The organism is Flavobacterium sp. DSR2-3-3 (genome assembly GCF_049896585.1).
Taxonomy (GTDB): Bacteria; Bacteroidota; Bacteroidia; order Flavobacteriales; family Flavobacteriaceae; genus Flavobacterium.
This window is the reverse complement of record NZ_JAFCUP010000006.1, coordinates 23,533-47,648: the sequence shown is the minus strand read 5'-3', so window position 1 is coordinate 47,648 and position 24,116 is coordinate 23,533. Positions and strand designations below refer to the sequence as shown.

The following is a 24,116-nucleotide window of genomic DNA, read 5'->3' as shown; positions in this document are numbered from 1 at the left end:
TTGTTTAGTTTAATAATTGATTTTCGTCTTTTTCTGCTCGGTTTAATATGCTTTCTGGAAGCGCTTTCTTTGCTTTTGCTCCCATTTTTTTTAATTTTTCAACACTGACAATCAAGTTTCCTTTTCCTTCCACGAGTTTATTCATCGCGCCGCTGTATTCTATTTTGCTCTCGTCTATTTTTTTACCAATTTTGATTAAATCTGCCACAAAACCTTCAAATTTATCGTACAAAGCGCCCGCTTGTCGTGCAATTTCGAATGCGTTTTCCTGTTGTTTCTGATTGGTCCACATGCTGTCAATAGTCCGTAAAGTCGCCAATAAAGTCGCAGGTGTAACAATTACAATGTTTTTTTCAAATGCTTTATTGTACAAATTCGTATCTTCATTTAGCGCCATCGCAAACGCGGGTTCAATAGGAATAAATAATAAGACAAAATCCGGACTTTCTATTTGGTATAAATCGTGGTAATTTTTACTGCCCAATTGTTCTACGTGGCGTTTGATGGAAGTAACGTGCTCTTTTAAATAATTGATTTTTAAAATATCATCTTCTTCATTGATGTATTTTTCATAAGCGGTCAAAGAAACTTTAGAATCGACAATCATCTTTTTGCCATCAGGCAGATTAATGACAACGTCAGGAAAAACACGGTTGCCATCTTCGGTTGTGAAGGCCTGTTGCACTTCATATTCACGGCCTTTTTCCAGTCCTGATTTTTCAAGAACGCGTTCCAAAACTAATTCTCCCCAATTTCCCTGCATCTTGCTGTCGCCCTTCAATGCCTTAGTCAGATTAATGGTTTCCTTGCTCATCTGGATATTCATTTCTCGTAAGCCCAGAATTTGTTGGCGCAAAGCCGCATGATAATCAATGCTTTCTTTATGAGTATCTTCAACTTTCTTTTCGAACAATTGAATTTTATCCTGCAAAGGTGTCAAGATATTCTTCATGTTTTCCTTGTTCTGTTCCGTAAATTTATTAGACTTTTCTTCTAATATTTTATTGGCAAGATTCTCAAATTCCTTGGTGAATTTTTCTTGTAGTTTTTCCACTTCTTCTTTTTGCTCTTTGTTGCGTTCCCAAAGATTCTCAAAATCAACTTCTTTTTTTGAAAGTTGAATGGCTAAACTGTCTTTTTCACTTCGAATGCTTTCTTTCTCAGCATTGGTGTTTTCTAATCGCTTTTCGAAAGTGGTTTTATCAGCTGTAATCTGTTCTTTCAGTTGATTGAATTGGGAAGTAAATGCAATCAGTTTTTCTTCTAAACTGATTTTTTCCGATTGGAATCGAGCAGAGAAAATCAGTTTGCCAATGAAAACACCTACGGCTAGCGCAACAATAAAAATTAATAAAAACGGAAACATATTTGACATAGAATTTCTTTTTGTAAGCTTGTAAAAATAAACAAAAGTTTCCTAGTTTCCTTTCGGAAATCAAAATACTAATGTAAGTTTTTTTTATAGAAAGGTATTAATTGCGATGACTCAAGCCGGCTGAATTTTAAAACATATTAAATAAAAAAGCCAGATTTCATTTTTGAAATCTGGCTCTTTTTGAATGCTAAAACTGATATTTTATTTTTTTACTATTTTGTCTTTGAAAACGACTTTATTACCATTGGAAAGGGTGTAAATATATATTCCAGCTGGCAATTTAGCAATGTCTATTCGAGTTGCATTTTCGCTGTTAACGCCTTTTAATTTAATTGTATGTCCCATCGATCTGCCTGAAACATCATAAATGTTAAGCTTTAAGTCGTGTGCATTTTCTGAAATAATTACGACACTGAACGATTCTGAAGCTGGATTTGGATACGTAACTACAGACAATCCGTTGGTTGCAATAAAGTCATTTGTTGATAAGGCTGCAGCTGCTTTAAGTTGAAAACGTGAGATCACCGGACCATGATCAGAAGTGGTATTGACATAATTTGCCACATCCAACCGAGGGTCGTAAACAGAAGTTGAATTTGCAACATAATCCGTCGTTAACTCATTTGAAATTGTAATGTGATCTAAGAAGCCACCTGAAGACAAAAAGCTAAAAGCTCCTGCTTTACTGATTTCTAAAGTCAAAGGGTTATAACGTGCTGCATCTTCAATCATTTTCTGGTATGAAGAAGGGTTTCCTGCAATTACAGATGCATCCACATCATCATTATAATCACCTAAAATTATCAAATTGGCGTCAGCGCAATGAACGTCTAAACTGTCTTTCAATAATTCAGCGTCATATTTCCTCATATTGTATCTTGCGATATCGCTGCCACTATTTGCTCTGGCGTGAATGTTGATGATTTTTATGTCTTTTTTCACACCGTCAATATTAGTTTCAATTTCAACCATTTGCGGTAAGCGACCAGAGGAGTAAAAACTAGCACTATTTCCGCCCGGGTAATTGGGTAAAGTTGCATTTCCTGCACGAATATCATCAAAAAGTTTGCTGAACATTACTCGACTCTTTTTTACGGTTGTTGTTTTAGTATTGTAAAGAACTACTAATTTTTGAGCAGGGAAGTCAGGTGTAGGAGCATTGAAAGAATAGGACCAAGCAGGAGAAATCACTTTGTCAAAAGTTTTCCCGTTGATGCTTATTTTTTGTATTAATGTCTCTAAAGCGGCATCATCCGAAACCTCTTGAACGGAATAAACATCAGCATTTAAAGTATTCATGACTTTTGCTACATTTTCAATTTGTAACGCATCATCAGTTGGACCAAATTCAGTTCCCGTTGAACCGATTACATTGCTTCCAAAAAATTCTAAGTTGTAGGTTACGATATCAAATGTTTCTGTTTTAGGAAATGAAGAACCCTTGAAAGATCCTATTTCTTGGTTCAATCCTGTTCCAACAACTGTCAAAGCCCCTGAAATACTCAATGCTTTTGACGAAGGGAAAAAACGAGCATAAATTATTTTGCCAGCAACTCCGTCAGCAGCTGAAATCGCAACACTGGATTGAAAATTACTGTTGTCAACAGACAACTGGTAATCAGCGGGAGCCGTAACTGCAATATCGCCGTAACCACCAGCCATGAAAACAAACGACTGGCTTGTTGAAGCGGTATTTGGTGCTACTTCTCCAAAATTAAAATTAGGATTTGAAGCTAAAAATGAGGCTTCATTAGAGATTTTTACATCATCAACTGTCCATTCAGCAATATCAGAACCGCTAGAAACGATAGTTTCATATATCCAAGCCACATAAGTATGATTGGTTTTATAAGCTTGTAGGTTGATGTATTGAGATTGTTTGAATGTTCCTGTAGTAGTTGGAAAATCTCCTTCAAGAGCGGTCCAAGTTGCTGTTTCCGGATTGCTTTTTCCATCATAATCAACAGAAACCATCAATTTAAGTGGTGTTCCTGCAAAAAATTTACGCGAATAAAAAGACAATAATGGGAATTTGTCAAAAGTGTCTAAACGTAAATTAGGAGAAATTAACCAATCTTTACTAACTCCAGTTTCTGAATAGCCATTCATTTGTACAGCAGCTGGTGAACTGTTAAAGCGGGTATTTGTGCTCACCCATTTAATCTTATCACCGGCCACACTATATTCTGTCCAACCACTGTTTGTTAGGACCTTTGAATCATTAAAATCTTGTATATACGGATTAATTCCTGTTCCTGATAAAGCCACTGTCTTTGTGGAAGCGCCAGTAGATTCATGAATGATTTGTCCTGCAGATACACCAGTTGTAGAGGGTGTAAATCGCACATAAACGGCAGGAGTTTTATTGTTATTGAAATCTTGTACAGGAAAAACCAATACCGATTGAAAATTGGTAGTTTCATTCTTAGAAATTGTAAAGTTCCCGGATGCTGTCAAGGTTACCGCTCCAGTAATATTAAACGCCTCAATCTGATAATTTAATGCAGTTGAACTGAAATTTTGTTCAATAAAACTAAAATCTAAAGCAGTTTTAGTAGTTGATAAAGATGGAACTACGACGCTGGAAGTTACTACATTCAGTTTGTTGCTTTCAGTTTGAATGTTACTACTGGCATCTTCAGATATAGAATACACTACATAAGCAGTGGACAAAGTTAATCCCGTGATGTTTTTTACATACGCAACAGTAGCATATGTAATTTCGATTACACCTGCTTGTAAAGCCGCTGCATCAGTAGCATTTGTTCCTGCTTTTATCTGTGCTGCGCCTGGGGCCGCACTTCCTGATGGTAATACAACAAAATAAGTTTTTCCAGTTTCGTTTAATTGAGTTGAAAAATCAAATCCATCAGACAGGATGTTGCTAATTTTTGGAAATCCATCCGCATTTACAGCAGGCGTAACATCATTATTTACACTGATGTTGTCAACGGCAAACGAAGGGCGGGAACCACCACCGGAAACTTGTCTTGATATCCATCGAATTTGAACTACTTCTTTATTGTCGCATTCCGTTGGCAGAACAACTTTGATTTTTTGAATGTTTAGTCCTGTTGTACCCGCAGTTTGTGAAGTTATACCGCTAGAGTACACAGTTGGTAATAAAGTACTAAAAACATCGGTAGTACCAACTCTGTATTGAAGTACTAATTCATTGATACGAGAATTTGTAGTTCCGTTATAGGGATTACGAATTACCATGGCATCATATTCTACGGCAATTCTGGATCTATCAACTGTTTTGAAAGCAAATCCTAAAGCTAAATCTAACGAACCAGTATTCAGAAAACCAATTTTTCCGTTATAATTGTGGATGTTTCCACTCGTTGTTCCAGCTGTACTGCTGGCAACTAATGTTCTGTCTGCAACTTGTGTAGCTGTGGTGTTAAACGAGCTTCCCGGTATTATACTGGCTGTCCAACCTTGAAATCCTGTGGGATAGGCAGCAGAGGCCGCATCTAAAGTTAAAAAATTCTGAAAAAAAGGTAAATCTTGGGTTACAGGAGATGTTGCTTGTGCAAAAACGGAGGCCGAAAAGCAACAAAAAAAACTTAAAAAAGCTACTAAATGCCTAAAATAGTAATTGTGTTTCATAGTTTTACAATTGGATTAAGCGGTAAAAATAATATATCTTACGTTAAGAGAATATTATAAAATTAACCAAGTAAAAACCGTAAGTAAAAGAGGTTATCCATAAATAACAGCTTAATAAAATCCACTTATTTTACTTTTTTAAAATATTTAAAAATTAAAAAGGCCAATATGAATCGATTTTCATATTGGCCTTTTTAAAAAAAATCAATTTTTAATCATCCAGTTTAATATTCCCTCTGTCTTCCTTATTATCTGGATGTTCATTTGGATAACGATTAGGAGTGATATCCGAATTATGATCTTTATTTTCTACCATTTTTTTAGCTTGTTCTTCAGAAACATTTGCGGTATCAGAACTTAAATTTTTGGGAGTAGTATCCTCATTTTGTTCTAAAGTTCCTTCTATATTTCGTGCTCTTTGTACAATTTTTTGATTTCCATGTGAATCAGTTTCCACTTCTGATTTTAAATGAGATACTTCAGGATTCGTATTTTGGGCTAGATTCTGACCACTAAATCCCTCGTTTGTATTTTGCTTGTTATTTGTTTTCTTTGAACCTAGATCGTTGCTTTCCATAATCTGTAATTTTAAAATTAATTCTAATAATTTTGATAATAGTACGTCATTATTGCGAGATAATCGAATTATTTAACATAGCGTTTTGTTTAAACCAATAAATGTATGGTGTCACAGTTTTTAATCCAGCGAAAACAAAACTATCTTTGCACGCACAAATAATTTAATAAAATGTCCCATTTGCACTTCATCATTCACAAGCCTTACGGATATTTAAGTCAGTTTATTTACGAGTTAAAAAGGAAAAAGAAACTGCTGGGAGAACTGTATGATTTTCCCAAAGGAACAATGGCAATAGGCCGTCTTGACGAAGATTCCGAAGGATTATTGTTGCTGACTACTGATGGGATGATGAGCGAAATTATTCGGAGCAAGAAAGTCGATAAGGAATACTATGTCCAAGTCGATGGGATTATCAATCAGGAAGCGATTGAGCAATTGCAAAAAGGTGTCGAAATAGGTTTTAATGGCACGAAATATATAACGAAACCTTGTAAAGCGTCATTAATAAATGAAATCCCCGCTTTTGGAGCCAGAGGAAAAAAAATACGTGATGAACGTCACGGTCCAACTTCCTGGGCATCAATAACGGTTTATGAAGGGAAGTTTCGTCAAGTCCGAAAAATGACCGCAGCTGTTGGTTTTCCTACGTTGCGTTTAGTTAGAGTCCGAATAGGAAATGTACATCTCCATGATTTACAGGCTGGAGAGGTTTTAGAAGTGCCTGATTTTGCAGTCGATTTGAATGAGAAGTAATAATAAGAAATAACAATAATTACAATGTTAAATATCGTTTTAGTAGAACCCGAAATACCAAATAATACTGGAAATATTGGCCGATTGTGCGTTGGCACCGAAAGCCGTTTACACTTAATTCACCCTTTTGGATTTGTTATTAATGATAAAAACTTAAAACGTTCCGGTTTGGATTATTGGGTGCATCTGGATGTAACCGAATATCAAAATGTAGCGGAATGGAAAGCCCAGATTCCTGATTTGTCCCGAGTTTTCCTGATGAGTTCCCATGCTGAAAAATCGTATTTGGAGACTGATTTTCAGGATGGAGACTGGTTGGTTTTTGGAAAAGAAAGCAAAGGTTTGAGTGAAGCTGTTCTAAACGAATTCCCGAATCATCTTACGATTCCTATGTCTTCATTGATCAGAAGTTTCAACATCGCAAATTCGGTGGCCTTTGTCATTGGCGAAGCAAAAAGACAACTTAGTTTAAAGTTTTAAGAAATTATAAATTTCCCTTTATCAGCATCAAAAACAATATGCTCGTCTTTGAAAAGGGTATTAAAAGTACCTTTTAGAATAAAATTACAAGGTTGATCTTGAACTATGTTTTCCGGAGTCATAATGATCATTTCGTCACTTAATTGTATCGCCATGTCGATATCATGAGTAGAAAAAAGGATGCATTTTTGAGTTTCCTGAGTAAGTTTTTTCAAGAGTTTAAACAATACCACTTTATGCAGTAAATCCAAGTGAGTTGTAGGTTCATCTAAAATAATTAATGGTGTATCTTGCGCCAAAGCTCGTGCAATTAAAACTATTTGCAGTTGCCCATCACTAATTTCGTAATGCCTTTTGGCCGCTAAATGACTGATTTGCGTCAATTCCATCGCTTCATTCACTTTCACGATATCTTCAGCGGTTAATTTTCCAATCCAATTCGTGTAGGGCTGTCTTCCCAAAGCAATCAATTCAAAAACTGTAAGATTACTGGGAGGCAATTTTTCAGTTAGAACCACACTCAGATTTTGGGCTAAAGTTAAAGCGTCTATTTCATAAATGTTTGTCCCATTGAACATAACGGTTCCTGAAATCGTTTTTTGAATACCGGTTATAGTTCGTAAAAGCGTTGATTTACCAATTCCGTTTGCACCAATTAATGCAATCAGTTTACCTTTTTCTAAAGACAAATTAATGTTCGAAGCAACAATGGTATTTTCTTTTTTGTGAGAATAACCAATGCTGATTTGGGAAGCCTGTAAGATGATTTTATTTTCCATTATATTTGGATAGTTCCTTCATAAAATTTTAAACACATAGAAACATAGAATTGTATTTTTTACGATAAAAGATTGAAATACTCGTTAACGTAAGTTTTTTTGTCCTTCTTTAAAAATATTGAAGCAGTTAAAATTTATTATAATTCCTTTAGGTGCTTTTAAGAGTTTTATATAGGTTAGAAGCTGCGCTTCAAATATAGAATTCATTTCTAAAACAGATTTTAATTCAACGACTAAACAATCTTCAATAAATAGATCACATCGGAAATCGGTTGTTAGTTCTTTGTTTTTATAAATGATTGGGACTTTCATCTCTGTTAAAAAATTAATTTTTCTATGTGATAATTCTTCTTTCATACATTGATGATAAACACTCTCAAGCAATCCTTTACCCATAGTTTTATGAACTTCGATAGCGGCACCAATTATTTCATAAGTTAATTCATCTAAATATTTTTTAGTATACATTTGATTTTTTTTAGTTGAATTACTATGTTTCTATGTGTTTAAAAAATTTCACAGTAAATGGTTTAAATAAAAGTTTTTCTTCTAATTAACAGCCAAATTACAATCGGTGCGCCAAATATGGAAGTCACAGCATTAATTGGCAACGTAAAATCACTGCCGGGAAGTTGCGAAATACTGTCGCAAATAAGCATGATAATCGCTCCGAAAAGTATGCTGCTCCAAAATAAAATAGTGTGATTACTGGTCTGAAAAACCAATTTTGCAATATGTGGCACAGCTAATCCTATAAAGGCAATTGGCCCTGCAAAAGCAGTAATGCTACCCGCCAAAATACTTGTGGCAAAAATGATAATCAGTCGTGATTTTTTATAATTTAAACCTAAACTTTTGGCATAATTTTCTCCCAGAAGTAAGGAATTTAAAGGTTTGATGCTGAATAAACTTAGCAATAATCCAATGGCCACACAGATGGACAAAAGAGAAATGGAGGTCCAAGACAAATTGCCAAGATTTCCTAAAGACCAGAATGTAAATTTCTGCAATTGTTCTGCAGTGCTAAAATACGTCAGCGTTCCAACAATGGCGCTAGTCAAACTTCCAAACATTAGTCCAACAATTAAAATGGCCATGGTATCTCGCAACCGATGGGAAACGGCTAAAACAGCCAGTAAAACTGTAAAACTACCCAGACTTGATGCCAAAATAATCCCGTAAGAAGAAAGTAAAATTGTCGCTAAAAATGGCGGTAACAGTGTTGCTCCTAAAATAACGATTGCAACACCTAAACTGGCACCGGAACTCAATCCAAGTACGTAAGGCCCAGCCAATGGATTTCTAAATAGTGTTTGCATTAATAAGCCGCTGATGGATAATCCCATTCCAACAAGAATAGCGGCAGTGGCTTTTGGTAAGCGGTAATTAATTATGATATATTCCCAGGTTTCTTTGCTCGCATTTTCACCGGTTAGACTCCTAAAAACATCTTTTACAGGAATAGAAACGGATCCTAAACTGATGTTTATGATAAATAAAAAAAACATCCCGATGGTCAGGAAGATAAAAAGTACTGTATTTCGGTTGGTTCTGGTCAATTTATTCTAATTTCTGAAAGAAAAAAAGTTTGTGATTTGGTAGCAACTCTGGATGAAAAATTTTAATCAAATCTTTCAGGACCCAATCAGGTCGGGTAGGAGACCATTCGAAATATAAAATTCCACCTTTTGCACCTTTGTTTATGCCGTACGAATATACTTTTTTATTTTTAAAAGAGGTAAATTCACTGTAATGCGGATTACTGTCGCTCATTTGTTTTAACGAAGAAAAATCTCCGGGAGCAATCCAATATTCGGCATTTTTAGCTTTTTCTAAAATTTTTTCAAAAGGCAAAGGCAAACTACCAGTTCCCTTTGAGTCAGCCCACAAATAATTTGAATATGCGTCTTTTAAAAACAATGCTGCCCAACTGTCACCTTGAGGCACATACCACTGATCCTGAAACATTGCACCACTTAAAACGGTAGGTTTTGATGTTGTTTTTTTGGCTAAAGCCAAAGTGTTTGTGTATTCCTTTTCAATTTCGGAAAAGATAGTATTTGCTTTGGAATCTAATCCGTACAAGGCCCCAAAAAACTTGATCCATTCCGCTTTTCCAAGTGGTGATTGTTCTGCCCAATCGCCATTTAACAGTACTTTCAAACCGCTTTTTTGAAGATTATCGAGCGTTGGATTACTGTCATTCAAACCAAAACTGACGATGGCATTTGGAGCCATATCTATCAAAACTTCGGTGTTTAAAGTTTCATTGGTTCCTACTTCTTTTACTTTTCCGGAATCAATGCGTTTTCTGGTTTTCTCAGATGAAATATAATTGGTGTTCGGGAAACCAACCAAAGTATTTTCGACGCCTAACATTTCAAGTGCCGGAATGTGAGTGGTCGAGGTAACAACAATCGATTGTATTGGAATTGGAATGATGGAAAATTCTTTTAAACTATCCGGAATAATGCCGTTTTTTTCCTGTAAAACATAAGTAAAATTTTCTTTGGCTTCTGGCCAAGGTCGGGTGACTTTTACAATTGTGTAGCCTTGGTATTTATAGATTTCCAAACCCTCCGCGTACTGAACTTCATTAGTTGAGGTTTTAATTGCAACAGTGGAAGTCTTGTCATTTTGTTTGCATCCACCGAAAGTGACGACAAATAAAAAGAGCGTAAATTTTAACAAATATGAGTTCATAAAATAATTTTCAAGAACTGCAAAGGTATATTTAATCCGTTTTAAAAATCAAATTTTATTTTTTATTCCAATCATAAAGCTATATTTGCACCCGTTATGAGGTTGCTGTTTTGATTTTTCAAACCAGCATTAAAAGGGAATCAGGTGAAAGATTACAGATTTCAGGATTCAGATTTTAGGAGTTAAATCCTAAAACAAGAATCCTAAATAAAGAATTTAAAATCCTGGGCTGTACCCGCAACTGTAAGCTATCAAGCTTGTTGTTATCTACAAAACCATTGTTCGAAAATTTAAGAAGTTATGATTTGGGAATTGGGATTGAAAAATCCTAAAGGAAAAATCGACAACCCTAAATCAAGAATGAGAAGGTAAACAACAAGACGCAAGCCAGGAGACCTGCCTACTACATCGAGTATCAAACTTTCGGGAAAAAAGGTTTGGGTATGGGTAATTCTATGCTTTTCTCCCCATTTTTAGTCACGTAGCAGAAAATAGCTGTTACTTTATGTTTTATAAAATGAACAAAAAAATCGTTCGTATTAGTGCGTTATTCGTACTAATGACAACTTGTGCTTTTGCGCAACAAAATCAAACTATCTCTTCTGAAGGTGAATTGAAAGAAGTGGTGGTTTCCGACTCCAAATTTGCTTTGGCAAAAGAAAAATCAGGAAAAGTTATTACTAAAATTACAGCTGAGGATTTAAAAAACAAAGCCGGACAAAGCCTGGCAAACATTTTAAGCTCTGTAGCAGGATTAGAAATTAACGGGAACCAAAGTGCTGCCGGCAAAAATTTAGGGTACTACATTCGGGGTGGAAAAAACAATCAAGTGTTGATTCTTATTGATGGAATTCCGGTGAATGATGCGTCCGGAATTAGTTTTGAATATGATTTGCGTTTGCTTCCGGTGGAGCAGGTGGAAAGCGTTGAAATTATGAAAGGTGCAGCGAGCACGTTGTATGGTTCAGGTGCTGCAACTGGAGTAATAAATATTACCTTGAAAAAATCAGGCAAGAAATCTATTGAGGGGAATGCGTATGTAAATGTGGGAACCAATAATACTGCAAATACTGATAAAACCAGCTTACAAAATTACAATCAAGGTTTTTCGGTCAACGGAAATGCTAACAAGGTGAATTATTTTGTGTCTTTAAATAGCACTGAAATAAGTGGAATGTCACAGATTGCTCCTGTAAATCCATCTGACAATTACGAAGAGGACCGTTTTTCCAGAATCAATTATCTTGCAAAGTTAGGATATAAAGCTACAGAAAAATTAACATTAGATTTCTTCGGTAATTATGATAAAGTAGGCTCTGATTATGATGCTTCTTTTGATAACACTGGTACAAATGATACCGATTTGAATTCCACAGAATCGGAACAATTTCGTTTTGGTTTTTTACCAAAATACAAATATTCCAAAGGGGAATTTGTTATGAACTCCAGCTTCAACAAAATCGTACGAACGTATAACGACTTCGATTTTTATTCAAATACGCCAGGATTTTCGGAGTATGAATCTAGAAGTGTCAACGTAGATGGTTATAACAAATATGAATTTTCAGAATCGTTTTTCCTAGTTGCCGGAGCCCAATATCAGTTTCATGACATGAACAGCATTACTCCTTACGGTGGAATTTTGAAGGAAGCTACTAAATTCAACATGATTGATCCTTATGTCACGGGTGTTTTTACCACGGATTTTGGATTGAATTTGAATGCTGGAGCGCGGTTGAATATTCACAGTCAATATGGCAATCAATTGGTTTATAATGTAAATCCATCGTATGATTTTAAAACCATTCCATTGAAGATTTTAGCATCTTACAGCACTGCTTTTGTAACGCCAAGTTTGTATCAATTGTATTCTGAATATGGAAATTCCAATTTGACACCAGAGAAAAACAGGACTTTGGAGGCAGGTTTTGAGACGCTACTATCGAATAAAAAAATAAAACTGAATGCAGTTGCTTTTTACCGTGAGCAAACTAATTTTATCGGATTTTATTTTAATCCGGTAACTTTTGATTCGAACTACATTAACATTGACGGATTGAATAAAGCGAAAGGAGTAGAAATCGAAGCCTCTTTTGCCTTGAGCGAAAAAATCCACTGGAATTCAAATTATACTTTTACGCAAGTGGATAGCGCACTGGATCGATTGATTCCCAAACATAAAGTGAATTCAGCATTGGATTTTCAAATCAATAACAGGTTGTTTTTGAACCTAGATTATCAATATGTAGACAGTAGAAATGATGCTTTTTTTGATGGGAACAGCTTTGCTACAACAAAAATTGTGTTAGGTTCGTATCAGTTAATAAATTCCTCTGTTCGTTATGAATTGGTAAAAAACAGATTGTCCGTTTTTGGTGCGGTAAGCAATATGTTGAACGCTGATTTTGTTGAAAATGTAGGCTATAATACTTTAGGAAGAAATTTTAAATTAGGTATGAATATCAAATTGTAATTCGAATCTATGTAAACAAGAAAAGGCTTTCAGTGATGAAAGCCTTTTCTTGTTTGTAACGTATTGTTATTTCAACTCTGAAATGAATGCTACGATAGTTGCTGCAATTTTGTTTTGTTGCAAATCATTTGTTAAATATTCTCTGTCGTCAAGATTAGACATATAACCCAATTCAATAAGTACTGCCGGCACTTCCGATTTTTTTAAAATATAAAAGGGAGCTTTCTTTACTTCAGATGATTTTATAGTAGTATTGCGGATAAATTTGTTGCGAAGTTCAACCGCAATTTCATTTGACTTTTCGTTCGCAATCGACTCTGTAGCAACATAAAATTCCATTCCTGATTTTGCTACATTTGAATTTTGATTGATATGCAATGACAAAACTAAATCAGGTTTGATCTTATTAATCAGTGCAGAACGGTCGCTCAAAGAAAGAAATTGATCTCCAATTCTCGTGAGGTGAATAGTAACATTTTCGTTTTTATTCAAAAATTTGATTTTATCCGTGATTTGGGCTACAATTCGTTTTTCATTGCTGCTGCTCGAAGTAGCTCCAAAATCGGATCCGCCATGCCCAGCATCAATAACAACATTGATATGTTTGGATTTTCCAGTATGTGTTGTTACGAATGCAAAAGATATGATGGTCGCAAAAGTCAGAAAGAACGGAATTGCTTTTTTCATTTGGTTTTGTCTTAAATGGTTATTCAATAATAACTTACAAAAAGTAAGATTTATTGTGTAACTGTATTTTTATTCCAAAGCTTTCAAAAGTCCTTCTGGTGCTTTCTCAATATACATTTGGTTTTGCATTCCTTTTATCGATTTTGCATCAGTGAAAAAGTCAAATTCTTTTCCTGGGTTTTGTCGTGCCATACGTGATGTCCCGGTTATTTTTCCGATAGCTGTGTTTAATAAAGGTTCAGCTGTATCACCAAGAACGCCCAATGTGCTCAAAGTCTCTTTTACTAAAAAATCAGGTTGCAATCCTTTGAAATAATCTCCAAACCCAACAGAGTTGACAATTTTTAATACAATAGGCTGCATCGCATATCTATGGTTTGGATTTCTATTTTCTGAACCAAAACTTGGAGAATCATAAAGAGTAACAGATCCAACATTTTTTCCTACCGTTACATCACCAATTTGTATTACGTTAATGTGAGGTTCTAATCCATTAATTACAAGTTCGCTTGCTGATGCTGAACTTGCACTAGTTAAGATGTAAACTTTTGTCAAGTTCAAACTGTTTATGGCTGTTGACTCAATTTTATCTGTAAAATAATTGAATAAAGCACTTGGATTTTCGGCTTCGAAATAGGCATTGATTTTCGCATTCCATTGTTGTTTTGCAAAAACTTTTCCTGTAAATTGTCCTGTAATCATACTTGCCAATCGTGTCGCAGATTGTACGGAACCACCACCATTGTATCTTAAATCTAATACTAATTCAGTAACTCCTTGTGATTTTAGAGCAGCAAAAGCATCGTTTAACTGCTTGTCATAATTGGCATAAAAACCATTGTACATCAAATATCCTATTTTGTGAGCACCAGAAGTGATTACTTTATTGATTAAAATTGGATTTTCAGAAAGCACTGTTTTTGTTAATGAGACTGATTTTTCATTCCCAACAATTGTAGTTCCGTTGAATTCCGCAAGATTTAGCATGTAACTTTCGTTGGCGCCAAAAAGTAGTGATTTATAATTGCTGACCGTCAGTTGCGTTCCATTTACAGCCGTAAAAAAATCACCACGCTTAATATTTTTAGTAGAAGCATCTGAATTTGCAATAACATAACGAACATAACCAAATATTTCGGTAGTACTTCCTGGTTTAAAGCTTAAACCAAAATCGATTCCGTTGTTTTTTGTTGTTCCTTGAAGAGTTCCTTCGAGCTCCAAATAATCACTTACAATCCAACTGAATTTATCAATAGACGGACTCACTCTTAAAGCAGCAAATAAATCCTCAGAAACCGGATAGCCTCTTAGAAAAGTGTTTAATGCAGTTTGATCTGCAAAACGGTTATCTGCTAAATTTGGAACATCAGCTTGCCATAAATAGTATTGGTTCATGCCTTTCCAGATGAAATCCTGGATTTCTAAACTGGCTGGAGGTGCAATATCATCATTGTCCTGACAACTTTGGAATGCAAATGTAGCGATGAATAATAAAAGTGTAAATTTGAATGCAGTTCTCATATATTTGTTTTAATCTTAATAAACGTAAAAATACTAACTTTAGTTTTATTTTATGTTCGATGTTGCAAAAATAAATTTGAATCGTCTTAATTCTATAATCAGTTTAATACCTAATTTTTATGAACCAAAATGAGTTTGTGCTAATTGTGGCTCCTTTCAAAGACAAAGTCTTCAGGTTGGCCAAGCGATTGCTGGTGAGTACCGAGGAAGCCGAAGATGCGACTCAAGAAGTTTTGGTGAAATTATGGAGCAAGAATGGCGGGCTTTCCAGTTATAGCAGTATTGAGGCATTTGCGATGACCATTACAAAAAATTATTGTTTAGATCAATTGAAATCCAAGCGAGCAGATAATCTGAAAATTGTTTCTAGTAACTATACAGATTCAGCTCCTGCTTTGGACAAGAAACTGGAAGATAATGATAGTTTGAATTGGGTTGAAAGAAGTATAAGTCAATTGCCGGAGCAGCAGCGAATGATCATTCAACTCCGGGACATTGAGCAATATGAATTTGAAGAAATGGCTAAAATGCTTGATATGACGGAGAGTGCCATTAGAGTTTCACTGTCCAGAGCACGAAAAACGATACGAGAATACATGACGAAAACACACAATTATGGAATTATATAAAGCAGAAACGTTACTAAAAAAATATTTTGAAGGGGAAACCACGATTAATGACGAGCAAGAATTGCAGGATTATTTTGCGTCACCTGAGGTTGCTCCACATTTACAACAATATGCATCGTTATTTAAACATTTTGCTGTTGCAAAAGGGCAGCAGTACAAGCAGGAAATTCCAGCATTCGAAATTCATAAGGTAGAAAACAAGTATAAAAAAAGGAATTTAGCTTGGTTCTCTATTGCGGCTTCGGTTGTTGTTTTGATGGGAGTAGGAACGTATATGTTTTATGATTCGGAAACGGTGACTAAAAGTAAAGATTTGGGAACTTACGATGATCCTGAACTAGCTTTCAAAGCGACTCAAAAAGCGTTGTATTTATTGTCGAATAACGTAAACGTTGGCATAGAAAGTGTAAAGTATATTGAAGAGTATCAAATTGCTAAAAATAAAGTGTTCAGAAAACAAAAAAATAAATCCGGGGGCATTTAATATCTTCCGAAAAATATTAATCACGGCGTAAAACGCTACAATCAATTAAAATAATCGTAAACAAATTAAAAAAATGAAATCAATCAATCCCAATCCAAGTTTTTGCATACCAGCAAAACAGATTCAAAAGAACTCACGTCTAAGTTCATCTAAAAAGTTTTTAATCATCGTATTACTGGTTTTTATTGCGAGTCCAATTTTTGCGCAAACAGCCTTCGATAAATTTGACGGACAAGATGATGTAACCTCAATTATTGTCAATAAAAAAATGTTTGACTTGATGAGTAAAGTAAAAGTTGACGCTTCTGACAAAGAAACCCAACAATACTTGGCGTTAATAAAAAAGCTTGATAATTTAAAAGTTTTCACTACCAAAAGCACTCGGGTAGAGGGAGAAATGAAATTAGTTGCCGACAAGTACATCAAATCAGCCGGCTTGGAAGAGTTGATGCGCGTAAATGAGAATGGCAGAAACATAAAAATTTTGGTGAAATCAGGTTCAACTGATTCACAAATAAAAGAATTACTTATGTTTATTGAAGGGGCTAAAAATGACGATACGGTTCTGATGTCTCTGACCGGTACTTTCGATTTGAATGAAATTTCGATTCTTACCGATAAGATGAGAATTCCTGGAGGCGAGGACCTGAAGAAAGCAACTAAAGGTAAAAAATAAGATGAAAATGATCTATGGAATTGCACTAATTTTCAGTATGTTCCTGATTAGTTGCAGCTCGGAGCCAACCTTGCAAAAGTATTTTGTTGAAAACACCGAAAACAAAAATTTTGTTGCACTTGATGTTTCTCCCGATATTTTGAATGTGGATAAAACAAAATTGTCAGTGGCACAAATTGATGCTTTGAAATCCTTTGACAAAATTAATGTGCTGGCTTTCAAATTAAATGGTACCAACAAGGCGGAGTTTGAAACGGAACGCGCCAAAGTTGACTTGATTTTACAAGACAAAAAGTATCAGCAACTGATGAAATTTGGTTCAGGCAAAGAAGGTGCTTCGGTTAGCTTTGTTGGTTCCGATGAACATATCGAGGAATTTGTTTTTTATGCCAATAAAAAAGAAAATGGTTTTGCAGTGGTGAGAATTTTGGGCAAAGATATGAACCCCACCAGTGTAATGACTATGATGAGTGTGTTACAACAATCCAACATCGATTTAGAACAATTGAAACCATTACAGCAATTAATGAAATAAATGGGTTTACAGCTAATGAAAAGCGTCTTGATAGTTTCAAGACGCTTTTTTTATGGAGTAAATTTTAAATAATTTGTGTCAACCTTTTATTTACAAAACATTTTTTTGTTTTTTATGGCACTCTGACTGCCTAATTGGATTGCTTTGGTAAAATCGGCACAGGCATTTTTCTTGTTTTTAGAATGAAAATTAGAAAGGCCTCTTAAATTATACGCGATATAATCCTTTTCGTTTAAACTAATAGACATGGTGCAATCTTCGATCGTACTTTTGTAATCCTTCGCTTTATAGTTAATGTCGGCTCTTGTGGTGTAAGCATCACTTCTTTTAGGTTCTACTTTTATTGTTGTGTCTACATCGTTTAAAGCACCTTTAATGTCACCTAATTTTTGTTTCAAAAGAGCTCTGTTTAGGTAAGCCGAGGCGAATAAAGGATCAATTCGAATTGCTTTACTGTAATCATCGATGGCGCCTTTGTTGTTTCCCACTTCTGCTTTCTTTAACGCTTTGTCAAATAAGTCATAAGCGATTGGATTTTGACTCCATCCCGATAAGGAAGTTAATAATAATAATAATGCTAGTAGGACTAATTTTCTCATAAAATTTAAGGTTTGAAATTGGGGGAATTTCTTTAATTATTAATGGGTGACAATTATATAAAGGTACAATTGTTTTTTAGTTATTTAGTTAACGAATAGAAATGAGTTTTATTTTGAATAGCCTTTATCAATCTTAGATTCAATTAAAAAATCACTAAAAGTTGGTATTGTGGAACCTTTTTTATACCCGTAATTTTGCATAAGTTGAGATTTTAAATTGAATCATTATTTATCGAATTAAAACAGCACTAAAGATGGGAAACACAGTACCAGAAAGACAAAGCAGTAAACCTATGAAAGTAAAAAACAATACAACATTTTTATACATTGGTACTTTCTTCTTTTTTGCAGGAAGCCTGTCCGTGGGAATTTTGATGGTTATTTTTTTTTAAATGCGTTAGGAAATATTTTTTAAAATTGAAAAAAAACAATTGCTTATGAATATCGTCTGATTATTTTTCATAAAATGATTTTTTGTAAAAAGCAAAATGCTTCTGAAACCTTCAAGTGTACTTGATTGTTTTAGAAGCATTTTGCTTTGTGACCACGGCGGGATTTGAACCCGCACGCCCTTGCGAGCACCAGCCCCTCAAGCTGGCAAGTCTACCGTTTCTCCACGTGGCCTTAAAAAAGAAAAGGTCCAGTAATAAATTACTCGACCTTTTTGTGACCCGACTGGGGCTCGAACCCAGGACCCCATCATTAAAAGTGATGTGCTCTACCAACTGAGCTATCGAGTCAATGCTTTCAAGAAAATTATGTGTTGATCACTAAAATTGTGACCCGACTGGGGCTCGAACCCAGGACCCCATCATTAAAAGTGATGTGCTCTACCAACTGAGCTATCGAGTCATATTCTTTCCTTGAACGCGGGTGCAAATATAAGGACTTATTTTGGAGTTTTCAAAGCAATTTTATTATAAATTTGTCTTTTTTAAACAAAATTACTCAACACCTTAATTTGTAAGGTTTTATTCAGATGAAAAAAATTATATTATTGGGTTATATGGGTTGTGGTAAGTCCACAATTGCAAATAATCTGTCCAAAAATATCGGAATTCCTTTTGTGGATTTGGATAAAAAAATTGAAGAGAGAGCAAATTTATCCATAAATACCATTTTTGAGAAACATGGAGAAATATATTTTAGAAAGTTAGAACATGAAGTTTTTGTCGAATTATTGAATTCGCCAGAGCAATTAATTGTAGGATTGGGCGGAGGTACGCCGTGTTATGCCAATAACCATGAGTTGTTAAAAGGCGATAATGTTGTTTCTATTTATCTTAAAGCGTCAATTCAGACTTTATTTAATAGATTGAAGCTTAATAAAAGCAAACGTCCTCTTATAGCCGCTAAAAGCGAGGACGAAATGAAAGAGTTTATTGCAAAACATCTTTTTGATCGAAGCTTTTATTACAATCAGGCGCAATACAAAGTGGTAGTTGATAATAAAACCATTGATCAGACGGTTTTAGATATTGTTGCTATTTTAGCTTAAATACGCACAATCATCATTGTCTTGATCAAAAATAACATGCACATGTTCCAGTAATGAGGTAGAAAGCGATATTCCCTTAAAATCTGCTTTTACCGGATACTTTTTGTGGTTTCTGTCAACGAGAACCGCTGTTTTGAATTTTTTCAACGGAACGTCAATAAAATGCCTTACTGCGTAAATTAGTGTTGTTCCTGAATTCAATACATCGTCAACCAGAATTAAGCCTTTATTAGCGTATTGTTCTTTTAGTAAGGAAGTGTAAATGGGCAACTGCGGATTTTGTTTGTTGATTTGTACTTCGCAAAGCGAAACTTTAATGGGTGATATGGATTCCAGAACCAATGCGATTTTTTTTGCAAAAATAAAACCGTTAGTGGCAATTCCGGCAATTACAATTTCTTCTTCGTCTACAAAGGTTTCATAGATTTGGTACGCAATTCTTTTTATTTTATGCTCTATTTCTTGTTTCGTTAAGATGATATTTCTGCTCATTATTTTAGTTTATTGTTTAAAGTTACCGCCAATTGAGATCTTAGATTATGTCCTGTTTTTTATTCGGTGCTGTCGTCAGTAATTATTTCATTACCAAATTCATCAATGTCTCTTCGGTCTTTTTTAGTTGGTCTTCCAGTTCCATTTTTTCGATAGTGTTCTTTCGATAATTTTAAAAGTTCAAGATGTTGATACGCTTCTGCCGGCGTATCGTTTCGCCTGTAAATATCAACTAATTTTGCCCCGACACGGTTTTCAGGAATGTCCAAAACCGTAATGATTTGGGTAATTTGGTCTTTTCTAAATGTAATTTTATCAGTAGGGAAAACTTCCTTTGAAGGTTTGGCAACTAGACCGTTTACCGTTACGTGATTCTTCTTACAGGCTTCGGTAACCATGTTTCTGGTTTTGTAGTACCGCATGCACCATAAATATTTATCTATTCTCATAAATTTTCTAAAATCGGAGTTAAATAGTTTACAAAAATCAATCAATATTGTATCTTGCGCACTTAAAAAATTAGCTATAATGAACAAATTTAAGTATTATTTTATTCTATTAATTACAACCGTCTCTTTATTTTCATGTTCAAAGGATGATGCCCCAGCAGAAATCACCCCACCAAGAGACTATGCAGTGCAATATGCAACTGATTTAACGGATATTGAAGAGTATTTAAAAACATATTATTTTACCGTTGTGAACCACGCCGGTTTTCAAGACGATCAAGATGTTACGTTTACTAAGATTGCAACAGGTGGAACGCAACCTTCTATCTATTCTTATTTGAAGAGTCCTACATATCCTAAACTTTTGAGTAGACCTGTAAAACTTCACGACATTACGTATACATTGTATTACTTGGTTTTAAGAGAAGGAACAGGAATCTCACCTACAAATACGGACGGGATACTAACTTCTTATAAAGGAGATTATTTGTCCCGTCAAAAAGTTGCCGAAGTTGAAACGTTAACAGCTACTTTTTTCGAAGAAGCTAAGAGTCCGCAGCAGTTTTTTTACTTATATAATCCTAATGACCCTCTTATTAAAGGTTGGGAGCAATCTTTTCCGGAATTTAAATCAGGAACATATTCATCTAATACTGATGGTACCATTTCTTACAAAGATTTTGGAGCGGGAGTTCTTTTTATACCTTCGGGATTAGGTTATTATAATACAGGAAATGGCTCTATTCCAGCTTATGCGCCATTGGTTTTTAGTATTAAATTATATGAAATTAGAAGAGTTGATTCGGATGGTGATGGAATTAAAAATTTTCAAGAGGATTTGGATGGAGATGGTTATATGAGTGTTTTTGCAACTGGTGTCGCAAATCCGGATGATACTGATAAAGATGGAATTCCTAATTTTTTAGATACGGATGATGATGGTGATGGTGTGAGCACCAAAACTGAAATCACAAATGCTAATGGTGTTTTGATTCCTTTTGAAGCTATTCCTGCATGTAACGGAAACACGACCGATCCCGCAAGGATAAAAAGACATTTAGTGAAATGTAACTAAAAAATACAATTTAAAAAAAAAACAGTTCAATCTAAATTGAACTGTTTTTTTTTGGTACTAAATGAAGAGATTATTTTCTTTTCATCACTCTTTCTACAGCTTCAACAATCGCTTGATTGTTCAATTTGTATTTGTCCATTAATTGTTCTGGTGTTCCGGATTCTCCAAAGCTGTCGTTCACCGCCACAAATTCTTGCGGTAACGGACTGTTCAAGGCTAAGACTCTGGAAATGCTTTCGCCAAGACCACCAAGAATATTATGTTCCTCAGCGGTAACAATACATTTTGTTTTAGCCAATGAATTCAAAATAGCTTCTTCATCCAATGGTTTGATCGTATGAATATTGATTACTTCAGCCGAAATTCCTTGTGCTTCTAATGCTTCAGCCGCGATTAACGCCTCCCAAACTAAATGTCCTGTAGCTACAATAGTTACATCAGAACCTTCAGTTAAAACAATTGCTTTTCCTATTTCGAAAGGCTCATCAGCGGGCATAAAGTTTGGCACCACCGGACGACCAAAACGCAAATAAACAGGACCGTGGTGATCTGCAATAGCTAATGTAGCTGCTTTTGTCTGGTTGTAATCACACGTATTAATCACAGTCATTCCCGGCAACATTTTCATTAAACCAATATCTTCAAGGATTTGGTGTGTTGCACCGTCTTCTCCTAAAGTTAACCCGGCATGTGAAGCACAAATTTTCACATTTTTCTCTGAATACGCAACCGACTGACGAATTTGATCGTACACTCTTCCTGTAGAAAAGTTAGCGAAAGTTCCGGTAAAAGGAATTTTTCCTCCTATGGTTAAACCTGCGGCAATTCCAATCATGTTGGCTTCCGCGATTCCAATTTGGAAAAAACGCTCCGGATGGTTTTTCTTGAAATCATCAAATTTTAAGGAGCCTATCAAATCTGCACAAAGTGCCACAACATTTTCGTTTTTTTGACCTAATTCAGTCATTCCCGCTCCAAAACCTGAACGCGTATCTTTACTTCCTGTATTTGTATATTTCTTCATTTTTTCTTAATTGAATAATTTATAAATCAAACGATTATGAGAACTCACAATTTATAATTTATAATTCATAATTATTTAATAGTCGCTTTCTCCTCCAATGTAATTTTGACCTAAAGCAATTTCAAGTTGCGTATCATTAGGCGCTTTACCGTGCCAAGCGTGACTGTACATCATAAAATCTACACCATTACCCATTTCAGTGTGCAACAATACACAAACTGGTTTTCCTTTTCCAGTTCTTGATTTGGCGTCGTTCATACCAGCAATAATAGCTTCTATATCGTTTCCTTTTTCAATTTCTAAAACATCCCAATCAAAAGCTTCAAATTTAGCACGGACACTTCCCATAGCTAAAACTTCGTCAGTAGAACCATCAATTTGTTTTCCGTTTAAATCGATTGTAGCGATAAGGTTGTCCACTTTTTTTGCAGAAGCATACATGATTGCTTCCCAGTTTTGACCTTCCTGCAATTCACCATCGCCGTGAAGCGTGTAAATAATATGATTGTCACCATTTAATTTTTTTGCTTGAGCAGCTCCAATCCCTACTGATAATCCTTGTCCAAGAGAACCAGACGCAATACGAATTCCAGGTAATCCGTCATGTGTAGTTGGATGACCTTGTAACCTCGAATTGATCAAACGGAAAGTAGCCAGTTCTGAAACCGGAAAATAACCACTTCTTGCCAAAACGCTATAAAACACTGGTGAAATATGCCCGTTCGAAAGGAAGAAAAGATCTTCTTCAATACCATTCATATCAAAACCTTCTTTGCGTTCCATTATATTTTGGTATAAGACTACAAGAAATTCAGCGCAACCTAAAGAACCACCTGGGTGGCCTGAGTTGACTGCGTGTACCATTCGAAGAATATCTCTTCTGACTTGGATTGTTAAATCGTTTAATTGTTGTGTGTTCGGTTTCATTTGTGTATTAAAATTAGACTGCGCAAATATAATCAGATAATTTGATTAATAAAAGGTTCCATTTTTAGATTTGTTAATAGTTATCAAAGATTATAAATTTAGCAACAATAAAATTTTTCATGGATAATTGAGTATTTAGTACCTTGCAGCCATGTTTGAACAATTATTCAAAAGCATTCAGGAAAAAGTGATACTGACTCAAGTAGAAATGGAGTTGTGTAAAACTTTTTTTATCCCTAAAAAGTTGCGCAAAAAACAGACTTTGTTGCAGGAAGGAGATATTTGCGTCTACAATGCCTTTATTGAAAAAGGAATTCTTCGCTCTTTTTCCATGGATGAAAAAGGAAATGAACACATCGTACAATTTGCAATTGAAGGCTGGTGGATTACTGATTTGTCCAGTTTTTTGACCAACAGTAACTCTATTTATACCATTGAAGCACTTGAAGATTCTGAACTACTTTTGCTGACAACAGCTGCCAGAGAAGCTTTGATGGATAAAATTCCCATGTTCGAAAGATACCAACGCTTGTTATTGCAAAATGCTTATATCGCAAATCAAGCCAGAATAAATTCAGCCTTAACAGAAACCGCCGAAGAAAAATATATCAATTTAGGAATTGCTTATCCCGGAATTGTAAATCGTGTTCCCCAACACATGATCGCTTCCTACCTTGGACTTAAACCCGAAACATTGAGTCGGGTTCGCAAACAAATTAACAATCGGAGTTAATTAAAATTGATTTAGATCAATAGAATTTC

At 35.0% G+C, this 24,116-nt stretch carries 25 protein-coding genes, 3 tRNA genes and 1 riboswitch; of the genes, 11 read left to right on the top strand and 17 right to left on the bottom strand.

What is annotated here, in order from left to right:
• Positions 1 to 4 precede the first annotated feature (4 nt).
• The 3 genes from rmuC to ACP7AQ_RS09600 form a co-directional block, all read right to left on the bottom strand.
• Positions 5 to 1,375: a DNA recombination protein RmuC gene (rmuC, locus tag ACP7AQ_RS09610; RefSeq protein WP_426095314.1), complete on the bottom strand. Its 1,371-nt coding sequence runs from the start codon at positions 1,373 to 1,375 to the stop codon at positions 5 to 7.
• A 201-nt stretch (positions 1,376 to 1,576) separates the two neighbouring features.
• Complete coding sequence (locus ACP7AQ_RS09605; protein WP_426095313.1) at positions 1,577 to 4,990, bottom strand: T9SS type A sorting domain-containing protein; 3,414 nt, start codon at positions 4,988 to 4,990, stop codon at positions 1,577 to 1,579.
• A gap of 211 nt (positions 4,991 to 5,201) precedes the next feature.
• A complete protein-coding gene (locus ACP7AQ_RS09600) occupies positions 5,202 to 5,567 on the bottom strand; it encodes a hypothetical protein (protein ID WP_091206768.1) in 366 nt (121 codons plus the stop codon).
• Positions 5,568 to 5,738: 171 nt separating this feature from the next.
• Here ACP7AQ_RS09600 and ACP7AQ_RS09595 point away from each other — a divergent pair, with 171 nt between their 5' ends.
• Together ACP7AQ_RS09595 and ACP7AQ_RS09590 are read left to right on the top strand one after the other, a co-directional pair.
• Complete coding sequence (locus ACP7AQ_RS09595) at positions 5,739 to 6,323, top strand: pseudouridine synthase (protein ID WP_426095312.1); 585 nt, start codon at positions 5,739 to 5,741, stop codon at positions 6,321 to 6,323.
• A gap of 24 nt (positions 6,324 to 6,347) precedes the next feature.
• Positions 6,348 to 6,803: a tRNA (cytidine(34)-2'-O)-methyltransferase gene (locus ACP7AQ_RS09590; protein WP_426095311.1), complete on the top strand. Its 456-nt coding sequence runs from the start codon at positions 6,348 to 6,350 to the stop codon at positions 6,801 to 6,803.
• Here ACP7AQ_RS09590 and ACP7AQ_RS09585 read toward each other — a convergent pair.
• The 4 genes from ACP7AQ_RS09585 to ACP7AQ_RS09570 form a co-directional block, all read right to left on the bottom strand.
• Complete coding sequence (locus tag ACP7AQ_RS09585; RefSeq protein ID WP_426095310.1) at positions 6,800 to 7,582, bottom strand: ABC transporter ATP-binding protein; 783 nt, start codon at positions 7,580 to 7,582, stop codon at positions 6,800 to 6,802. The genes ACP7AQ_RS09590 and ACP7AQ_RS09585 overlap by 4 nt on opposite strands.
• A gap of 84 nt (positions 7,583 to 7,666) precedes the next feature.
• On the bottom strand, positions 7,667 to 8,050 hold the full coding sequence (locus ACP7AQ_RS09580) for a GxxExxY protein (RefSeq protein WP_426095309.1): 384 nt from the start codon (positions 8,048 to 8,050) through the stop codon (positions 7,667 to 7,669).
• A gap of 62 nt (positions 8,051 to 8,112) precedes the next feature.
• Positions 8,113 to 9,141, bottom strand: a complete 1,029-nt coding sequence (locus ACP7AQ_RS09575; protein ID WP_426095308.1) for a FecCD family ABC transporter permease — start codon at positions 9,139 to 9,141, stop codon at positions 8,113 to 8,115.
• A gap of 1 nt (position 9,142) precedes the next feature.
• The gene (locus tag ACP7AQ_RS09570) at positions 9,143 to 10,285 is read right to left on the bottom strand and encodes an ABC transporter substrate-binding protein (protein WP_426095307.1); all 1,143 of its coding nucleotides are present in this window, start codon (positions 10,283 to 10,285) and stop codon (positions 9,143 to 9,145) included.
• Positions 10,286 to 10,367: 82 nt separating this feature from the next.
• A riboswitch (cobalamin riboswitch) is annotated at positions 10,368 to 10,703 on the top strand.
• A gap of 99 nt (positions 10,704 to 10,802) precedes the next feature.
• Here ACP7AQ_RS09570 and ACP7AQ_RS09565 point away from each other — a divergent pair.
• Complete coding sequence (locus tag ACP7AQ_RS09565; RefSeq protein ID WP_426095306.1) at positions 10,803 to 12,758, top strand: TonB-dependent receptor plug domain-containing protein; 1,956 nt, start codon at positions 10,803 to 10,805, stop codon at positions 12,756 to 12,758.
• 66 nt (positions 12,759 to 12,824) lie between these two features.
• Here ACP7AQ_RS09565 and ACP7AQ_RS09560 read toward each other — a convergent pair whose 3' ends face one another.
• The gene (locus tag ACP7AQ_RS09560; RefSeq protein WP_426095305.1) at positions 12,825 to 13,445 is read right to left on the bottom strand and encodes an N-acetylmuramoyl-L-alanine amidase family protein; all 621 of its coding nucleotides are present in this window, start codon (positions 13,443 to 13,445) and stop codon (positions 12,825 to 12,827) included.
• Between the two features lie 69 nt (positions 13,446 to 13,514).
• Positions 13,515 to 14,966, bottom strand: a complete 1,452-nt coding sequence (locus tag ACP7AQ_RS09555; RefSeq protein WP_426095304.1) for a S41 family peptidase — start codon at positions 14,964 to 14,966, stop codon at positions 13,515 to 13,517.
• 119 nt (positions 14,967 to 15,085) lie between these two features.
• Here ACP7AQ_RS09555 and ACP7AQ_RS09550 point away from each other — a divergent pair, with 119 nt between their 5' ends.
• From ACP7AQ_RS09550 to ACP7AQ_RS09535, 4 genes are all read left to right on the top strand, one after another.
• Positions 15,086 to 15,595, top strand: a complete 510-nt coding sequence (locus ACP7AQ_RS09550) for an RNA polymerase sigma factor (RefSeq protein WP_426092643.1) — start codon at positions 15,086 to 15,088, stop codon at positions 15,593 to 15,595.
• Positions 15,582 to 16,079 (top strand): hypothetical protein, encoded by a 498-nt coding sequence (locus ACP7AQ_RS09545; RefSeq protein WP_426095303.1) that lies wholly within the window; start codon positions 15,582 to 15,584, stop codon positions 16,077 to 16,079. Before ACP7AQ_RS09550 ends, ACP7AQ_RS09545 begins: the two co-directional genes overlap by 14 nt.
• Positions 16,080 to 16,152: 73 nt before the next feature.
• Entirely contained in the window at positions 16,153 to 16,755 is a 603-nt protein-coding gene (locus tag ACP7AQ_RS09540) for a DUF4252 domain-containing protein (protein WP_426095302.1), read from the top strand.
• A gap of 1 nt (position 16,756) precedes the next feature.
• Entirely contained in the window at positions 16,757 to 17,290 is a 534-nt protein-coding gene (locus ACP7AQ_RS09535) for a DUF4252 domain-containing protein (RefSeq protein ID WP_426095301.1), read from the top strand.
• 86 nt (positions 17,291 to 17,376) lie between these two features.
• Here the strand turns inward: ACP7AQ_RS09535 and ACP7AQ_RS09530 are convergent, their stop codons facing one another.
• Positions 17,377 to 17,889 (bottom strand): tetratricopeptide repeat protein, encoded by a 513-nt coding sequence (locus ACP7AQ_RS09530; protein WP_426095300.1) that lies wholly within the window; start codon positions 17,887 to 17,889, stop codon positions 17,377 to 17,379.
• Between the two features lie 254 nt (positions 17,890 to 18,143).
• On the opposite strand from ACP7AQ_RS09530, the gene ACP7AQ_RS09525 reads away from it, so the two are divergent.
• Positions 18,144 to 18,281, top strand: a complete 138-nt coding sequence (locus tag ACP7AQ_RS09525) for a hypothetical protein (protein WP_426095299.1) — start codon at positions 18,144 to 18,146, stop codon at positions 18,279 to 18,281.
• A gap of 149 nt (positions 18,282 to 18,430) precedes the next feature.
• Here ACP7AQ_RS09525 and ACP7AQ_RS09520 read toward each other — a convergent pair.
• The 3 genes from ACP7AQ_RS09520 to ACP7AQ_RS09510 all read right to left on the bottom strand — a co-directional run bounded on the left by ACP7AQ_RS09520 (position 18,431) and on the right by ACP7AQ_RS09510 (position 18,741).
• Positions 18,431 to 18,513: transfer RNA gene (locus tag ACP7AQ_RS09520), tRNA-Leu, on the bottom strand.
• A 43-nt stretch (positions 18,514 to 18,556) separates the two neighbouring features.
• Positions 18,557 to 18,629 (bottom strand) — tRNA-Lys (locus ACP7AQ_RS09515).
• A gap of 39 nt (positions 18,630 to 18,668) precedes the next feature.
• Positions 18,669 to 18,741 (bottom strand) — tRNA-Lys (locus tag ACP7AQ_RS09510).
• A gap of 127 nt (positions 18,742 to 18,868) precedes the next feature.
• On the opposite strand from ACP7AQ_RS09510, the gene ACP7AQ_RS09505 reads away from it, so the two are divergent.
• A complete protein-coding gene (locus tag ACP7AQ_RS09505) occupies positions 18,869 to 19,387 on the top strand; it encodes a shikimate kinase (protein WP_426095298.1) in 519 nt (172 codons plus the stop codon).
• On the opposite strand, the gene ACP7AQ_RS09500 is transcribed toward ACP7AQ_RS09505, so the two are convergent.
• Together ACP7AQ_RS09500 and ACP7AQ_RS09495 are read right to left on the bottom strand one after the other, a co-directional pair.
• Positions 19,379 to 19,879 (bottom strand): phosphoribosyltransferase family protein, encoded by a 501-nt coding sequence (locus ACP7AQ_RS09500; protein ID WP_426063596.1) that lies wholly within the window; start codon positions 19,877 to 19,879, stop codon positions 19,379 to 19,381. The genes ACP7AQ_RS09505 and ACP7AQ_RS09500 overlap by 9 nt on opposite strands.
• A gap of 59 nt (positions 19,880 to 19,938) precedes the next feature.
• Positions 19,939 to 20,328 carry an RNA-binding S4 domain-containing protein gene (locus ACP7AQ_RS09495; RefSeq protein WP_426063597.1) on the bottom strand — a complete coding sequence of 130 codons (390 nt, stop codon included), beginning with the start codon at positions 20,326 to 20,328 and terminating at the stop codon, positions 19,939 to 19,941.
• Positions 20,329 to 20,407: 79 nt separating this feature from the next.
• On the opposite strand from ACP7AQ_RS09495, the gene ACP7AQ_RS09490 reads away from it, so the two are divergent.
• Positions 20,408 to 21,403: an FKBP-type peptidyl-prolyl cis-trans isomerase gene (locus tag ACP7AQ_RS09490; RefSeq protein ID WP_426095297.1), complete on the top strand. Its 996-nt coding sequence runs from the start codon at positions 20,408 to 20,410 to the stop codon at positions 21,401 to 21,403.
• A gap of 70 nt (positions 21,404 to 21,473) precedes the next feature.
• On the opposite strand, the gene ACP7AQ_RS09485 is transcribed toward ACP7AQ_RS09490, so the two are convergent.
• Together ACP7AQ_RS09485 and ACP7AQ_RS09480 are read right to left on the bottom strand one after the other, a co-directional pair.
• Positions 21,474 to 22,427 carry a transketolase family protein gene (locus ACP7AQ_RS09485; protein ID WP_426063599.1) on the bottom strand — a complete coding sequence of 318 codons (954 nt, stop codon included), beginning with the start codon at positions 22,425 to 22,427 and terminating at the stop codon, positions 21,474 to 21,476.
• A gap of 75 nt (positions 22,428 to 22,502) precedes the next feature.
• Positions 22,503 to 23,354, bottom strand: a complete 852-nt coding sequence (locus ACP7AQ_RS09480; RefSeq protein WP_426095296.1) for a transketolase — start codon at positions 23,352 to 23,354, stop codon at positions 22,503 to 22,505.
• Between the two features lie 151 nt (positions 23,355 to 23,505).
• Between ACP7AQ_RS09480 and ACP7AQ_RS09475 the strand changes: the two genes are divergently transcribed.
• Positions 23,506 to 24,087, top strand: coding sequence for a Crp/Fnr family transcriptional regulator (locus ACP7AQ_RS09475; RefSeq protein ID WP_426095295.1), 582 nt, complete (start codon positions 23,506 to 23,508; stop codon positions 24,085 to 24,087).
• Positions 24,088 to 24,116: the final 29 nt, after the last annotated feature.

What these genes read in the sequence shown, in the direction of transcription:
- ACP7AQ_RS09495 (WP_426063597.1), bottom strand. Translation starts at nt 20,328, where the DNA reads ATGAGAATAGATAAATATTTATGGTGCATGCGGTACTACAAAACCAGA.
- ACP7AQ_RS09500 (WP_426063596.1), bottom strand. Translation starts at nt 19,879, where the DNA reads ATGAGCAGAAATATCATCTTAACGAAACAAGAAATAGAGCATAAAATA.
- ACP7AQ_RS09585 (WP_426095310.1), bottom strand. Translation starts at nt 7,582, where the DNA reads ATGGAAAATAAAATCATCTTACAGGCTTCCCAAATCAGCATTGGTTAT.
- ACP7AQ_RS09580 (WP_426095309.1), bottom strand. Translation starts at nt 8,050, where the DNA reads ATGTATACTAAAAAATATTTAGATGAATTAACTTATGAAATAATTGGT.
- ACP7AQ_RS09570 (WP_426095307.1), bottom strand. Translation starts at nt 10,285, where the DNA reads ATGAACTCATATTTGTTAAAATTTACGCTCTTTTTATTTGTCGTCACT.
- ACP7AQ_RS09560 (WP_426095305.1), bottom strand. Translation starts at nt 13,445, where the DNA reads ATGAAAAAAGCAATTCCGTTCTTTCTGACTTTTGCGACCATCATATCT.
- ACP7AQ_RS09525 (WP_426095299.1), top strand. Translation starts at nt 18,144, where the DNA reads ATGGGAAACACAGTACCAGAAAGACAAAGCAGTAAACCTATGAAAGTA.
- ACP7AQ_RS09605 (WP_426095313.1), bottom strand. Translation starts at nt 4,990, where the DNA reads ATGAAACACAATTACTATTTTAGGCATTTAGTAGCTTTTTTAAGTTTT.
- ACP7AQ_RS09590 (WP_426095311.1), top strand. Translation starts at nt 6,348, where the DNA reads ATGTTAAATATCGTTTTAGTAGAACCCGAAATACCAAATAATACTGGA.
- ACP7AQ_RS09505 (WP_426095298.1), top strand. Translation starts at nt 18,869, where the DNA reads ATGAAAAAAATTATATTATTGGGTTATATGGGTTGTGGTAAGTCCACA.
- ACP7AQ_RS09545 (WP_426095303.1), top strand. Translation starts at nt 15,582, where the DNA reads ATGGAATTATATAAAGCAGAAACGTTACTAAAAAAATATTTTGAAGGG.
- ACP7AQ_RS09535 (WP_426095301.1), top strand. Translation starts at nt 16,757, where the DNA reads ATGAAAATGATCTATGGAATTGCACTAATTTTCAGTATGTTCCTGATT.
- ACP7AQ_RS09550 (WP_426092643.1), top strand. Translation starts at nt 15,086, where the DNA reads ATGAACCAAAATGAGTTTGTGCTAATTGTGGCTCCTTTCAAAGACAAA.
- ACP7AQ_RS09595 (WP_426095312.1), top strand. Translation starts at nt 5,739, where the DNA reads ATGTCCCATTTGCACTTCATCATTCACAAGCCTTACGGATATTTAAGT.
- ACP7AQ_RS09600 (WP_091206768.1), bottom strand. Translation starts at nt 5,567, where the DNA reads ATGGAAAGCAACGATCTAGGTTCAAAGAAAACAAATAACAAGCAAAAT.
- ACP7AQ_RS09530 (WP_426095300.1), bottom strand. Translation starts at nt 17,889, where the DNA reads ATGAGAAAATTAGTCCTACTAGCATTATTATTATTATTAACTTCCTTA.
- ACP7AQ_RS09490 (WP_426095297.1), top strand. Translation starts at nt 20,408, where the DNA reads ATGAACAAATTTAAGTATTATTTTATTCTATTAATTACAACCGTCTCT.
- ACP7AQ_RS09475 (WP_426095295.1), top strand. Translation starts at nt 23,506, where the DNA reads ATGTTTGAACAATTATTCAAAAGCATTCAGGAAAAAGTGATACTGACT.
- ACP7AQ_RS09540 (WP_426095302.1), top strand. Translation starts at nt 16,153, where the DNA reads ATGAAATCAATCAATCCCAATCCAAGTTTTTGCATACCAGCAAAACAG.
- rmuC (WP_426095314.1), bottom strand. Translation starts at nt 1,375, where the DNA reads ATGTCAAATATGTTTCCGTTTTTATTAATTTTTATTGTTGCGCTAGCC.
- ACP7AQ_RS09555 (WP_426095304.1), bottom strand. Translation starts at nt 14,966, where the DNA reads ATGAGAACTGCATTCAAATTTACACTTTTATTATTCATCGCTACATTT.
- ACP7AQ_RS09565 (WP_426095306.1), top strand. Translation starts at nt 10,803, where the DNA reads ATGAACAAAAAAATCGTTCGTATTAGTGCGTTATTCGTACTAATGACA.
- ACP7AQ_RS09485 (WP_426063599.1), bottom strand. Translation starts at nt 22,427, where the DNA reads ATGAAGAAATATACAAATACAGGAAGTAAAGATACGCGTTCAGGTTTT.
- ACP7AQ_RS09480 (WP_426095296.1), bottom strand. Translation starts at nt 23,354, where the DNA reads ATGAAACCGAACACACAACAATTAAACGATTTAACAATCCAAGTCAGA.